Annotated in this window: 12 protein-coding genes; 5 read left to right on the top strand and 7 right to left on the bottom strand. The window is 47.2% G+C overall.

Going from position 1 to position 14,861, the window contains the following annotated elements; all coding sequences use genetic code 11:
- Positions 1–38 precede the first annotated feature (38 nt).
- The 7 genes from BLS44_RS09285 to BLS44_RS09250 form a co-directional block, all read right to left on the bottom strand.
- A complete protein-coding gene (locus BLS44_RS09285) occupies positions 39–1,181 on the bottom strand; it encodes a Fic family protein (RefSeq protein WP_090389794.1) in 1,143 nt (380 codons plus the stop codon).
- A 191-nt stretch (positions 1,182–1,372) separates the two neighbouring features.
- A complete protein-coding gene (locus BLS44_RS09280; protein WP_090389793.1) occupies positions 1,373–1,726 on the bottom strand; it encodes a DUF6370 family protein in 354 nt (117 codons plus the stop codon).
- A gap of 10 nt (positions 1,727–1,736) precedes the next feature.
- Positions 1,737–2,459 (bottom strand): lipoprotein signal peptidase, encoded by a 723-nt coding sequence (locus BLS44_RS09275; protein ID WP_245729158.1) that lies wholly within the window; start codon positions 2,457–2,459, stop codon positions 1,737–1,739.
- Positions 2,460–2,557: 98 nt separating this feature from the next.
- Entirely contained in the window at positions 2,558–3,949 is a 1,392-nt protein-coding gene (locus BLS44_RS09270) for a phosphatase PAP2 family protein (RefSeq protein WP_090389792.1), read from the bottom strand.
- A 478-nt stretch (positions 3,950–4,427) separates the two neighbouring features.
- Entirely contained in the window at positions 4,428–6,905 is a 2,478-nt protein-coding gene (locus tag BLS44_RS09260) for a bifunctional UDP-N-acetylmuramoyl-tripeptide:D-alanyl-D-alanine ligase/alanine racemase (protein WP_262492844.1), read from the bottom strand.
- Entirely contained in the window at positions 6,905–7,876 is a 972-nt protein-coding gene (locus BLS44_RS09255; RefSeq protein ID WP_090389790.1) for a TerC/Alx family metal homeostasis membrane protein, read from the bottom strand. The genes BLS44_RS09260 and BLS44_RS09255 overlap by 1 nt, the downstream gene beginning before the upstream one ends.
- A 33-nt stretch (positions 7,877–7,909) precedes the next feature.
- Positions 7,910–8,275: a HesB/IscA family protein gene (locus BLS44_RS09250; protein WP_090389789.1), complete on the bottom strand. Its 366-nt coding sequence runs from the start codon at positions 8,273–8,275 to the stop codon at positions 7,910–7,912.
- Positions 8,276–8,475: 200 nt separating this feature from the next.
- Between BLS44_RS09250 and BLS44_RS09245 the strand changes: the two genes are divergently transcribed.
- The 5 genes from BLS44_RS09245 to BLS44_RS09225 all read left to right on the top strand — a co-directional run bounded on the left by BLS44_RS09245 (position 8,476) and on the right by BLS44_RS09225 (position 14,613).
- The gene (locus tag BLS44_RS09245; protein ID WP_090389996.1) at positions 8,476–9,435 is read left to right on the top strand and encodes a Fic family protein; all 960 of its coding nucleotides are present in this window, start codon (positions 8,476–8,478) and stop codon (positions 9,433–9,435) included.
- Between the two features lie 99 nt (positions 9,436–9,534).
- On the top strand, positions 9,535–10,659 hold the full coding sequence (gene mqnC / locus BLS44_RS09240; protein WP_090389788.1) for a cyclic dehypoxanthinyl futalosine synthase: 1,125 nt from the start codon (positions 9,535–9,537) through the stop codon (positions 10,657–10,659).
- A gap of 73 nt (positions 10,660–10,732) precedes the next feature.
- Positions 10,733–12,007 carry an NAD(P)/FAD-dependent oxidoreductase gene (locus BLS44_RS09235; RefSeq protein ID WP_090389787.1) on the top strand — a complete coding sequence of 425 codons (1,275 nt, stop codon included), beginning with the start codon at positions 10,733–10,735 and terminating at the stop codon, positions 12,005–12,007.
- A 200-nt stretch (positions 12,008–12,207) separates the two neighbouring features.
- On the top strand, positions 12,208–13,821 hold the full coding sequence (locus tag BLS44_RS09230) for a Na+/H+ antiporter (RefSeq protein ID WP_090389786.1): 1,614 nt from the start codon (positions 12,208–12,210) through the stop codon (positions 13,819–13,821).
- 240 nt (positions 13,822–14,061) lie between these two features.
- Positions 14,062–14,613, top strand: coding sequence for an asparaginase domain-containing protein (locus tag BLS44_RS09225; RefSeq protein WP_245729156.1), 552 nt, complete (start codon positions 14,062–14,064; stop codon positions 14,611–14,613).
- The last annotated feature ends 248 nt before the right edge of the window (positions 14,614–14,861 follow it).

The following is a 14,861-nucleotide window of genomic DNA, read 5'->3' as shown; positions in this document are numbered from 1 at the left end:
CCGCCCGTGCTTAAAGGCGGTTTTCTCTTGTATATTATCTATCCGTAGGGATTTTTATGACTCTCGAACAATTGAAGATACCCTTCAAAAGCATACAGTTTACCTCTTTGTCCGCCGGTAATTTCTTTTACAATTTTTAATTCCTCCAGCAACTCAATCATTTTATAAGCAGCCTTGGGCTGTTTGCCAATTACAATACCTACTGTTTGTGCATTTACGATCGGCTGCGCGTACATATAATTGACCACCTTATGCGCATCCCCGCTGCGCACGCCTACATCCTTCAATTTTTGATCGATGGCCTTTTGCAATTGCAGAATACCATCAAATGTAGCTACCCCATTTTTTGCCGTTTCGATGATACCGGTAAGAAAGAATTTAAACCATTGATTAATGTCGCTGTGTGTACGTGCCCGCATCAGGTTATCATAATAAAGCATCCGGTTGCGCTCAAAAAAATCAGATAGATATAAGATCGGCTGCTTTAAAATGCCTTTGCTTACCAGGTAAAGCGTAATCAACAGGCGGCCAACTCTTCCGTTTCCATCCAGAAACGGGTGAATGGTTTCAAACTGGTAATGGATCAGGGCAATCTTCAACAGATCGGGCAAAGGATTCAATTCATCATTTGCAAATTTCTCCAGGTCACCCATCAATTCATCGATGGTGTGTTGTGCAGGTGGTACAAAAACCGCATCATTAATGGTAGCGCCACCAATCCAGTTTTGAGACCTTCTGTAATCGCCCGGTTGTTTATGTTTGCCCCTTACTCCTTGTAATAACACCCTATGCGTTTGCCGGATGAGTCGGGAAGAAAATGGCAGGGCATGCAGCAATTTTACCGCTTCGTTCATTGCCGCAATATAATTTTGCACTTCTTCCCAGTCATTCCTCTTTTCATTATCGACCTCCTCTTTGGGCAAAAATGCCTCCTCTATATTTGTTTGAGTTCCTTCTATTTTAGAAGATTGAGTAGCCTCCTTAGCTATATGCATGCGGATGAACAACTCAATATTCACATATTCGGAATACATATCCAGCCGGCCTAATTGCCGGTCCGCCTGAGACAAAAGCTGTAACACCTGCATATCCGCTATTGCCCAATTGCGGTTAATGAAACCCGGCTGAAAGCTTTTGTAGTACCCCTGCTGTACATAATTTCCTGCCTGAAACTGGTGCATAAGTAAAACAAGAAAGGTTCTTATTGTGCAAATATACAATAAAAGGAAAATAACTCATTTCATTATTTTCCTTTTTAACAAAAAAGGAAAATAACCGGATCCCTTATTTTCCTTCTACTGTTAAATGCCTGTCAATAAAAAAACGCCTTACCCAGGCGTTCATACTATAAAATTTTCCGGCCAAACACCGTTTATTTTTTGCGTACTTTCTTCTTTTTGTCCTCCAGCAATTTAAAATAACTGGCCCGGAACCGGCCGTTTACGATCTCGCCCTGTACCTCCGCCTTTCGCACGGCATTGCAAAAGCCATCCTTGGCGTGGGCATCTCCGTGATCGTCGATAGACGTACCATCCACAAAATAGGATTTGCCATCGATCTTTACTGCCAGGTCGCAGCTTTTCCCCTTCATTTCAAACTGGCATTCTCCGCAGGCCGTCTCAACCACCTGTATCCTTTTTGACGAATCCGGCACCTTAGATGTTTTTTGTCCCTGCGCTCCCAGGAATGCCAGGGCAAGGAAAAAAGTAAAAACTACGGTTTTCATGTGTATTGTATTAATCGGCAGACGAAGCTTCAGAAGCCGCATCATTTGTAACAGCATCACCGGATGAGCCGGTTTGCGCTGCTGCATCGTTTACCTTTTTATAGAATCGCTTTTGAAAAACCAGCAGCGCGATCACACCCGTAGAAATGGCCATATCGGCAATATTAAAGATGGGTGCAAAAAACTCAAAGGGCTGTCCGCCTACCCAGGGAAACCAGGAGGGATAGTGGGTTTTTACCATCGGAAAGTATAACATATCCACCACACTCCCGTGCAGGAAAGACGCATAGCCTTTTCCGCCCATTTTGGCAATGCCGTCATATCCTATATAGTCACCAAAAGCCGGGTCAAAATGCAGGCCCTTATCGAAGATCATTCCATAGAACATACTGTCGATCAGGTTACCCAGCGCACCGGCATAAATAAGGGCTACGCAAACCATAAAGCCCCGGGTGTATTTTTCGCGGGCAAACCGCACCAGCAGGAAGGAGCCAAAGATCACCGCAGCCAGCCGGAACAGCGTTAAGGTCACTTTTCCGGCCTCGTTGCCAAATTTCCATCCCCAGGCCATGCCCGAATTTTCAATAAAATGCAGCCGCGCCCAGTTCATTCCAAACATGCGGGTTACCTCTCCAATGGGATAATGCGTTTTTATATAGATCTTTATTACCTGGTCCACCAGTAAGACCAACAGAATGATCCCTATTGCTGTGCTTAATTTTCCTGCTTTCATGCGGAAGCAAATATACGAGACTTTAGGTTTCCTGCTGTTGATTGACGGGCCGCTGCTTTGCGGATTGGTACCAATCTGAAGATCAACGGGTTTCCCTGCTAAAAATAGGCCGTCAGCCGGAGGCCCAGCACCACATAATCCATATGATTGCGCATCCGTACACGGTTACTGAAATCCGGCTCTATGGCAACAATTTTTTCATTAAATGTATATTTGAAGACGGGGTTGGTATAATGATAATCTGCATAGCCTGTAACGCCCAGGCGGCTGTTGAGTTTATAGGTAAGCGCCCCCCCTGTGCCAACACGGAATGTATTAGCGGGCTTATAGGCCGCAATTTCCTCCGTTCCGCCACTGGAACCGGCCGTTTTTACAGATATGGTTCCCCTGGACCCGATGGAATATCCTCCATGCGCCTTCAGCATTAGCTGCCAGCGGTCAGCAAGATGCAGGGCATAATACGGACCGGCGGCTATATTGGCCGTACCGATCGACTGGGTTTCAAACTTCACATTATGGTCCTCCGCATTGGGAGTATAGATCTCCGAAGCGGTGATGGGGAAGCTGGTGAACGACAGATCGCCGCCAATGCCCCAGTTACGGTTAAAAAAATAAGCTCCTTCCAGTCCGGCCTCAAAGCCCAGCTTGGAAGATGCATTGATCTCCAGGTTCTTGGCCAGGTTATGCATGGCGTTGGCATAGCCCCATTTAATGGCCAGGAAGGAAGGATTGGGACTGGTATGTTTATACGCCAGGCTGTTCAGGTTATCACCCTTATTTTTATAGATCCGGTCTATAAAAAAATACCCCAGTTGGGTAGATAAAATACCAATACCCGCCCCCGCAAGAATATCCGGGAACCAGTGGCGGTTGTTCATACCCCGGGCAATACCCGTAAAAGTAGCCGTACCATAACCCGCAATGCTGTAAGAAGGGTTTACCAGACCGTATTCCTTATGCATAAACGTAGCATTGGTAAAGGCCATAGCCGTATGGCCGGACGGAAAGGAGTTTTTAGAGGTTCCATCCGGGCGCTCCACTTTAGCGGTATATTTGATACCATTGACCAGTATGCCCATAATGGCCACGCTGGCCCCATAAGAAAAGGCGCTGCGCAGCAGCTTATTTCTTCCTTTTACCCCGGCAAACTTTAAACCAAAAGTAGTGGCCGCCGGCAGGTATTGGGCATAGTTATCGAAGGTATGTTTAAACCCCGGCAGGTAACGGTTGCGCACTTCGCGTATGCTTTTCTTTTCGCCCCAGGTAACGGCAGATGCCGCTAAAAATAATGCCGGTGCAAAGCCGATCTCCACACCCTGCTTTTCAAAAAACGGTTTCCGTTCGCCAACCCGGAAAGAACTGTCTGTACGAAAAACAGTTTTCTTAATTGCCGGTTGATCCGGCAACAGCATTTCCTGCTGCGCCCTGGCAGCAACAGCACAGCAAAAACAGTATATGAAAACAACAGTCTGTTTCCCAAACAAGTTCATTCACACGGTTTTAAAGCAGGAGCAGGGGTGTTTTACCATTCAATCTTCGTTCCGGCAACACGCATCCTCCGGGCAATTGACGTTTAAGTTCCGGCCTTTGTTTTAAGACCATTACGAAAATAGGGAAAATGATCAAGAGATGATGCGGGGTTTTGGCAGCGGCGTAGGCTATCGCCTTAATCTTATTGTGCCGGCGGTGGTGCTTATGGCGGCGGTCTGGAGCCTGTCCCGCAAAAAGCGGGATCACTCACTTCAGCGCCTCAATACAGGGCGGCTGGTTGCTGTTTGGGGACGGGGCGACCGAGGCGATAAGCGTCAACTGCCGGCATTCTAAAAATCGCTATAAAGGCCCTGTCCCACAAGCCCCACCCGTCCCCTTAACGATGAAAAGTGCACTGCTGCACAAGAGTGCGATCCCGCTTTTAGCGGGGACCGCTGCCACCCGTACCGCAGCCGGGTCAAAAAAACTTAACCATCATTATCCCTCCCCGTAATAAACCCGCTTTACGCGTTGCGAAATGCCGGTCATGATCTCATAGGGAATGGTGCCGATCCATTCGGCCAGTTGCTGCACCGGAACGGGCGCTCCAAAAATGATGACATCATCGCCTTCCTTCACGCCCGGGATATGCGTAATGTCGATCATGGTCATATCCATGCAAACGGTGCCGATCACCGGGGCCAATTGCCCGTTTACCCAAACCTTGCCCACACCATTGCCCAGCCGCCGCGAGTAGCCATCGGCATAGCCGATCCGCAGGGTAGCGATCACCGAATCTTCTTTGGCAACGCCCCTGCGGTTATAACTGACCGTTTCACCTTTTTTGATCTTCTTTATCTGGGAGATGGTGGTTTTTAATGTGGCCACGGTTTGCAGCGGCACCCGCTCCTTGCCGGAGATGCCATAAAGGCCAATGCCCAGCCGCACCATATCCAGCTGCAATTGGGGAAAGCGTAAGATAGCAGAAGTGTTGGCAATATGTTTCAAAAACGGGTAGCCGGTCATGCTTTCCAGCACGCCTACCGCTTCCATCAGGAGTTCGTATTGATGCAAGGTGAACGAATCTTCCACCTGATCCTCACTGGCGGCCAGGTGCGAAAAAACGGATTGCACCCGTATCCATTCATTGTCTTTCAAATGCCCCGCCAGGGCGGCCATATCGCTTACCGCAAAGCCGGTGCGGTTCATACCGGTTTCCACTTCTATATGCACGGGATAATGCTTTAACCCGGCATTTTTTACATGCTGTTCAAAAGCCTGTAATAATTCAAAACTGAAAAGATCCGGCTCCAGGTTATAATCTGTAAGCGCATCAAAGGCATTGGCCTCCGTATTGAGCACCATAACCGGGATGGAGATCCCCGCTTTCCGGAGTTCCACTCCCTCGTCGGCATAGGCCACGCCCAGGTAATCGGCTTTGTGAAACTGCACTACATTGGCGATTTCCGCAGCGCCGCTTCCATAGCCAAAGGCTTTTACCATGGCCATCACCTTTACGCCCGGTTTCAGTTGCTGCTGGATCGTTTTCAGGTTCTGCGCCACGGCATCCAGGTTGATCTCCAGCACCGTTTCATGCACTTTTTGTTCCAGCTGGTTTACAATACGCTCAAAGCCAAATTTACGGGCGCCTTTTACCAGGATGTATTCATCCAGGTACTGCGTGCTGTGAAACTGCTCTAAAAATGCATCCGTAGATACATAAAAGGAGCATTCCGGAACAGCGGTAAACAAATCCGCCTGCGCCTGCATTTTTTCCCCGATGCCGATCAGGCGGTTCACCCCATAGCGTTGCAACAACTCCCGGATGGTATGATACAACTGCAGTGCGTCTCCTTTATTTTCGGGGATATCGGATAGGATCACCGTTTTCCGTTTGCCACGGGCCTGTTGCTGCAGGAACTCCAGGGCCACTGTCAGCGAGTTCAGATCAGCGCTGTAACTATCGTTGATAACAATGCAATTGTTGATCCCCTGTTTAAATTCCATGCGCATATTCACCGGCTGCAACCCTTTCATACCGCTGATGATGGATGCCGGGGCAATGCCCAGCCAAAGCAGTACCGTGGTACAGGTAAGCGCATTTTCGATGGATGCCTGATCGGTGAACGGTATGATTAATTCAATGGGATCACCCTCCCTTTGCTTTACCCGGATCACCGTTTCCTCTTCTTTTACCAGGATATCCAGCACCTGCACTGCGTTGTGCGCCTGTTTGCCCCAGGAGAAAAAAACCGCAGGATAGGGTTTAATACCTTCACCGATCAGCGGATGATCGCCATTGGCAATAATGACCTTCGCTTGTTTGAACAGCTTTAGTTTTTCTGCCAGCTTTTCTGCATCATCGGTAAAGCCCTCGCTATGTGCCGGGCCAATATTGGTCAATATCCCAATGGTGGGGGCAATGATCGCTTCCAGTTTTTCCATCTCACCCGGCCGGCTGATACCGGCTTCAAAAATAGCCAGGTTATTTTCGGCACTCATTTGCCACACGCTCAGCGGCACGCCCAGTTGGGAGTTAAAACTTTTGGGACTTCTTACAATATTCTTATAGGGCTGCAGCAACTGGTACAGCCATTCTTTTACCACGGTCTTCCCATTGCTACCGGTAATACCGATCACATCCATGGCATAATGGTTGCGATGAGCAGCAGCTACCTGTTGCAGGGCCTTTAACGGATCATTTACGTGCAGGAATACTGCCTCCGGATAGGCTGCTTCATCCACCGGCTGCGCCACCACAAAATGACGGACGCCTTTTTTGTACAGCTCCGCAATAAAAAGATGCCCGTTCCGCTGCGGGCCCTCCAGCGCAAAGAATAGAGAGGTGGCAGGAGATACCAGTTTCCGGCTGTCGGTAAGCAGGGTATCTATTATACCGGCAGCAGCCCCGGCCGGAGTTTGCAGCCCCAGTAATCCGGCCATTTCATTTATCGCATATTGTTGGCCAGCCACCATTATAAATTTATACTGCCATCTTCTACCTCATCCGGAACTCCTTTTTTCTTTTTGTAGATCGAAAAAAGGATGCTGCCTACAATGCACAGAACAATAACGCCCAGCGAGATCCCTACCTGCTGCTGCTTGGTAAACCATTGGCTGATCCAATGCTCACAAAGCATTTTTACCCCAATAAATACCAGTACAATGGCGATCCCCTGCTGCAGGTAATCAAATTTATTGACGGCGCCTCTTAACAGGAAGAACAGGGAACGCAATCCCAGCACTGCAAAAATATTGGAGGTATAAATGATCATCGGATGCCGGGAAATACCCATCACCGCCGGGATAGAATCCAGGGCAAATACCAGGTCGATGGCTGCCAGCATCAGCACCACTACGAAAAGCATGGTGTATTTCTTTTTTCCGTTCTCCATTATAGAAAACTTGCCACCCCCATCATGCGGCACCAGGGGGAGCACTTTTTTGATCCATTTGTAAATGGCATAATCATGGGGATCTTTTTCCTCACCCTCACCGGATGAGAACATTTTGATACCCGTATAAAGCAGGAATGCACCAAAAATATAGAGCACGAAGTGAAACCGTTCTACCAACGCCACGCCCACCGTAATAAATATGATACGGAATACAATGGCCATCAGGATCCCGAGTAATAATACCCGGCCAAAATGTTTCTCCTTAACGGCAAAGGATGAAAAAATAAGGATGAACACAAAGATATTATCCACACTCAGGCTCCATTCCATCAGGTAGGCACTGATGTATTCCAGGGCAAGGGTTTTGCCATCTTCAAACCAGACAAATCCAAAAAAACACATAGACAGGCCTACCCAGAAGATGGTCTGGAACAGTGCCTGTTTGATCGTAACTACCTTATTTTTTTTACTCAGCAGCCCCAGGTCAAAGGTCAGAGCCAATACGATGACTATCCCGAAAACCAGGTACGTGATCTGTTCTTGTGTCATTTATTTAATATGTATTTTAAAATGGTAGTTGATCTAAACGGCAAAACTTTCCCCACAGGCGCAGGTCCGGGACGCATTGGGATTATTGAAATAAAACCCTTTTCCGTTCAGTCCGTCAGAAAATTCGAGCGTGGTATCCAGCAGGTAAAGCAAACTTTTCATATCTGTAACCACCTTTACGTCATTGTCTTCAAACACCTGGTCCATTGGCTTTTGCTGATTGTCAAAATCCAGCTTATAGCTCAGGCCGGAGCAACCGCCGCTCACTACACTTACCCGCAAAAAATACGCAGCATCGTTTTCCGCCTGCTTTTCAGCCAGAATCTCGCGGATGCGCATTTTGGCGCTTTCGCTCACGTAAATGTTACCGGGTATTGTATTTTTAGTGTGCTCCGTCATTTTACCTGTTATTTAGAAGTAACAATAACAATTATCCGGTCTGAATGTTTAAACGCCGGCATTACTTCTGCTATTTCTTTGCAAAGATACTTTAGAAAGGGGCTTTTACCAAACAGGGTCTCTGGCCACTTTCTTCCGGAGCCAGCAAAAACAAATTATTTTTACTACTTTTGATAGTATCAAATGATAGTATCAAAAAATTGAAACCGCCCTACGAAATAACCGCCGGAATTTTAAAATCCATCGGAGCCGTTTCCCTGAAAATAGGAGAAGTAAACGCAAAACTTTTGGTGCGACAAAACCCGGAGCTAAGGAAACAAAACCGGATCAAAACCATCCATTCTTCATTGAGTATTGAAGGAAATACGCTTTCGGAAAAACAAATAACCTCCATTATTGAAAATAAAAGAGTTACCGGACCTGAAAAAGACATTAAAGAAGTCGTAAATGCCTTAGAGGTTTACAAGGAACTAAAAAGCTTCAATTGCCATCTGGAGAAAGACTTTTTAAGGGCACATAAGCTTTTAATGAACGGGCTTATTCAAAAACCGGGCAAATACAGGACACAAAGTGTTGGGATCATTAAAGGTTCAAAAGTTGCACATATTGCTCCACCTCATGAACATGTGCGGTTTTTAATGAATGAGCTATTTGAGTACCTGAAAGATAAAACGGAGCTAACCCTGATAAAAAGCTGCGTATTTCACTACGAAATGGAATTTATTCATCCCTTTATGGATGGAAATGGAAGAATGGGAAGATTGTGGCAAACGGCAATCCTGATGCATGAATATCCATTATTTGAGTTCCTGCCATTTGAAACACTCATCTCAAAAAACCAAAGTGACTATTATCACATACTTTCCCTTTCAGATAAAGAAGGAAAATCAACAAGATTTATAGAATTCATGTTAAATATCATTGATCAATCATTGGCCGAGCTTCTTGAAAACACTACAAAAAAGCCCAATGAAACAGAACGGTTAAGCCTGTTCCTGGAACGCTTCACCCAAATGTTTACCCGCAAAGATTATATGAAACAATATCCTGAACTATCAACAGCTACCGCAAGCAGGGACCTGAAAAACGGCGTACATAAAGGGATAATCGAAAAATCCGGCGATAAAAGAACGACACATTACAAAAGAAAAAAATATTAATACCCCACAAACAGTTTACGGCAAAGATCCGAAGCAAACTTCACCAATACCATAAATTAGCGGGTAGTATCGTATTTTTGTACTTTATTTCAACAGTCTATGCAATTACAGGATCTCTATAAGAAAGCAGCAGCGTTTGAGTTTTTAAGTGTGGAGGAAGGTGTTTTTCTTTATCATCATGCTCCCCTTTCCGACCTGATGCTGATCGCAGATGAGCTGCGCAAACAACAGGTACCCCATGGAAAGGTGACCTGGCAGATCGACCGCAATGTAAATACCACCAATGTATGTATCGCCAATTGTAAGTTCTGCAATTTTTTCCGCATTCCCGGGCATCCGGATGCCTATATCACCGATATGTCCACTTACCGGAAAAAAATTGAGGAAACGATCAAATATGGTGGCGATCAATTGCTGTTGCAGGGCGGGCATCACCCGGAACTGGGACTCCAATTTTATGTAGATACGTTCCGGCAGATCAAGGCCGAATTCCCTGATATCCGCCTACATGCCCTTGGTCCTCCCGAGGTAGCCCATATCACCAAGCTGGAGAAAAGCACCCATAAGGAAGTACTGCAGGCATTAAAAGAAGCAGGTTTGGATTCCCTGCCCGGGGCCGGGGCCGAAATACTCATCGACCGGGTCCGGCGCCTGATCAGCAAGGGCAAATGCGGTGCACAGGAATGGCTGGATATCATGCATGAGGCGCACAAGTTAGACATTACCACTTCCGCCACCATGATGTTTGGGCATGTGGAAACCATTGAAGAGCGTTTTGAGCACCTGGTAAAAATACGGGAGGTACAAAGCCGCAAGCCGGAAGGCACCAATGGGTTCCTGGCCTTTATTGCCTGGACCTTCCAGGATGTGGATACCCTGCTCACACGCATACGGGGCGTACACAATCTAACCACTGCAGATGAATACATCAAAATGGTAGCACTGAGCCGCATCATGCTGCCCAATATTAAGAACATACAGGCATCCTGGCTTACTGTAGGAAAGCCTACAGCCCAGGTGTGTCTGCATGCCGGAGCCAATGATTTTGGAAGTATCATGATCGAAGAAAACGTGGTAAGCGCCGCCGGGGCGCCCCACCGGTTCACCTATAAATCCATACAGGAGGCCATCCAAGAAGCCGGGTTTGAGCCGCAGTTGCGCACGCAGAAATACGAATGGCGCAGGATTCCCGAGGCTATCGTGGAGCAGGTGGTGGATTATTAACCGACTTGCAGACCAGTGAGGTTCCCGGTCCGCTGATTAAATACCTCGCCGGTCTTCATTAAAACAAATTCCTATGGATCAATCTAAAAAAGTAGTGATCGTTGGTGGTGGTTTTGCAGGCGTAACCCTGGCCAAGAAACTCAATAATCAGCCGGGTTTTGAGGTCACCCTGGTAGACAGCAACAATTATAACTTCTTTCCCCCGCTCCTGTACCAGGTGGCCACCGGCTTCCTGGAACCCTCCAGTATCAGTTACCCGTTCCGCAAATTTTTAAGAGGCAAGAAGAATATCCGCTTCCGGATGGGTGCTTTAAAAGAAGTACTTCCCGGTGAAAAAAAAATCATCCTGTCAAACGGATCCCTGAACTATGATATCCTGGTGCTGGCAACCGGTGCTACCACTAATTATTTCGGGATGGAGCAGGTGCAGCAGAATGCCATCCCGATGAAAACACTGAGCGATGCACTCGCTATGCGGAATACACTTTTGAACCGGCTGGAAGAAGCATCCCGCGCCACGGACCTCGACTATAAAAGAAAACTGGTGACCTTTGTTGTAGCGGGTGCAGGCCCTACAGGCGTGGAAATCTCCGGCATGTTTGCAGAAATGCGGGCTACGATCATCCGGAAAGACTATCCCGATCTTGTTGGGAGGAACCTGGGGGAAATTTTCCTGGTAGACGGCGGAGATGCTGTATTAAAACCCATGTCGAAAAATGCCCAGCAGTATTCCAAGAAATCGCTGGAGGCCCTGGGCGTACACATAAAACTCAATACCACCGTAAAGGATTTTGTAAATGATACGGTTCTTTTATCAGATGGCAGCATCATTGCAACGAAGAACCTGATCTGGGCAGCGGGTGTGGCAGCAAAAACCTTTGAAGGTATCCCGGCAGCCTGTTACGGGCGTGGTAAGCGCCTGATCGTTGATGCCTATAATAAGGTAGCCGGCGTTGAAGCTATTTATGCCATCGGCGATACCTGTTTACAGACCACTGACGCGGCTTTCCCCAACGGCCATCCCCAGGTGGCACAGGTAGCCCTTCAGCAGGGCGCCAACCTTGCCAAGAATCTGTTGCATCCGCAACGATTGAAGCCTTTTGCCTATGTAGACAAAGGCTCCATGGCCATTATCGGCCGCAATAAGGCCGTGGCGGATCTTACCAAACCCAAAATGCGTTTTGGCGGTTTTTTTGCCTGGCTGATCTGGCTGTTCATCCACGTAATGTCGTTGCTTACGTTGAAGAACCGGCTGCGGACGTTGACGAACTGGATCATTGCCTATTTCAGCAGGGACCAATCCTTCCGGATGATCATCCGGCCGGAAGACCGGGAGGAACAGGTTTAAGGTTTCAGGTTCAATGTTTCACATCAGATCCGTTTTAATGATTAATGGACAGCTGTTCAAGGTACAGGTTCTCATTTCTGGCTCCTCATTTCTAATCCAGGTATTTCATCAGCATACAGGCCACCGAACCGGAACTGTATCTTATATTTCCACATTCCCGAATTTTCAAATTCAAAAAAAGAAATTCCGTATATTAAGGCATGATCGAAAGCCGGCTTTTACTGATCCTGACCATGCTCTTCCTCATTACCCTGCTTACTATGCTGGGTAATAAACTAAAAATTTCTTACCCGATCTTTTTGGTGATGGCCGGGCTCGTCATCAGCATGCTTCCGGGCACACCCGAGATAAAGATCAACCCGGATATCGTTTTTCTGATCTTCCTGCCGCCGGTACTTTTCTCCGCCGCAATGCAGATGCCCTGGGCAGACTTCTGGAAATTAAAACGGCGTATCGCCCTCTTGGGATTTGGTCTGGTATTTTTCACTTCCACTATTATTGCGTTCCTCTCTACCGCATTGATACCGGGTTTTACGCTGGCACTGGGATTCGTATTAGGCGGTATTATTTCTCCACCGGATGCCGTTGCTGCCACTTCTGTATTAAAAGGGCTGAAGGTTCCCCGCAATGTGGTAAACCTGCTGGAAGGCGAAAGCCTGGTAAATGATGCTTCCAGTTTGATCGTTTACCGCTTTGCATTGCTCGCCGTAATCTCCGGTCAGTTCAGTGTATGGACGGCTACAAAAAGTTTTTTTGTGGTTGCAGGAATGGGCATTTGTATCGGTTTGGCTATCGCAGGTATCATTTACCTGATCCTTCGTTTCTTTCCTACCACTTCAGCGATCGATACGGCCTTCACCCTGCTGTCGCCCTACGTGATGTACCTGGTAGCGGAGTATTTTCATTGCTCCGGAGTATTATCGGTGGTTGCGGGCGGATTGTTCCTGAGCTATCATACCCACCGGATGCTGGGATACCAGTCGCGGATCCATATGGCAGGCGTATGGGACACGCTTACGTTTTTACTGAACGGATTTATATTTATTCTTATCGGGTTACAGCTGCCCTTTATTGTTTCCAACTTCACTAAAAACACGGTCAAGGAAGCGCTTGGTTATGGGCTTATTATTAGCGGAGCTGTGATCCTGATCCGTATTGTGTGGGTGTATACTTCCAATTATATCCGCGTACGTATCAAACGCAGATGGGCGCCGGATACCGCGGTTCCTACAAACAAAGAGACCTTCTTGGTAGCCTGGTGCGGCATGCGGGGTGTGGTATCCTTAGCCGCGGCACTGGCCATTCCGTTTTACATAAAAAACAATGTAGAGTTCCCCTACCGGTACCTGATCCTCTTCATTACGTTTGTGGTGATCATTGTAACATTGGTACTACAGGGACTTACAATATCACCGCTGATCCGGTTGCTGAAGATCCGGGATGTTGCCGAAGACAAACGGAAAACAGAGAACCAGCAATTGAAATTGCGGCTGGCAGAGCTGGCGCTGAAATATATTGATGTGCATTACAGGGACGACCTCGAACAAAGCGAGCCTTTTTTACTCACGCGTAACCGGTACAGTCATATGATTGACGCCGCCAAACAAAAGCTGGGACTGAAATCCGGTGATGCCCCTGCGGTGGATGAGTCTATGCCGCGGTTCCGGCAATTACTGCTGGAATTGATCAATGTAAAACGCAATGAACTGATGAAGTTCCGGGTAAACGGAACCTTTAGCGAGGAGCTGATCAAGGAAAAGGAATGGGAACTGGACCTGGAAGAAGCCCGGCTGAGAAGCCGGAAACGACAATAAGTTCCAGGTTTAATGCTCAATGTTTCGGGTTGGGATTCGTTTGTTGCTTGATGCCGGATCTTCGATTCGGGGGTTATTGACGCTGCCGATAGAAATTGATTACTGAAAACTGTCGGCTCATTTCAGAATATCAATTTATTTACCCGATGCGTTTTACTTTTTGCAAGATTGCCTGGGATCACTGTTGAAACCACTAATAAAATCCCATACCCATCATTCAAATTAAAAAAGCACGATCAGGTGTTCGTATACCAAACCCGCTCCGCGCCTACATTCTGGCCGGAATGCGATACTTTTGCAGGTATGGCAATACGCATCTTTATAACCGGTGGCACTTTTGATAAAGAGTACAATATGCTGAATGGGGAGCTTTATTTTAAAGACACGCATTTACATGAATTGCTGGAAAAAGGACGCAACACCGTTCCTGTTGAAATCCGCACCCTGATGATGGTAGACAGCCTGGAAATGACCGATGAAGACCGGGAACTGATCGCTTATCAATGTGAACAAAGCGAAGAAGAACAGATCGTGATCACCCATGGAACGGATACAATGTCTGTAACCGCACAGTTATTAGCCGAACGGGTCAAAAACAAAACGATCGTGCTGACCGGGGCCATGATTCCCATTAAATTTGGAAGCTCCGATGGATTGTTTAACCTGGGCAGCGCCATTGCCTTTGCCCAATCCCTGCCTCATGGCGTTTACGTGGCTATGAACGGACGGTACTTTAAGGCAGATAATGTGCGCAAGAACCGGCAGACAGGTGTGTTTGAAGAGGTAGCGTAAACTGTACGCTGTTTTATTTTCCGGAACCGGGATATACAGCCTTCAAAGCAGAAACCGGCCAGTGCCTGCACATTCCTGGCTGTTACCTTTACCTTGCAAAGGCTAGTACTCTTATTTTGTATCGTTGGCAATCGATAGCTCATTAATTTTGGGCGACTGAACGACATAGGCGACTATTTAGCATCTCCATTTCAAGTTGTTAAGGAACATACTCACAGTAGTATTGGAATAGATTCCATTATTTTACC

It is taken from the genome of Niabella drilacis (assembly GCF_900101395.1).
GTDB lineage: Bacteria > Bacteroidota > Bacteroidia > Chitinophagales > Chitinophagaceae > Niabella > Niabella drilacis.
The sequence above is the reverse complement of the archived record's forward strand: the minus strand, read 5'-3'. Positions and strand labels throughout refer to the sequence as shown.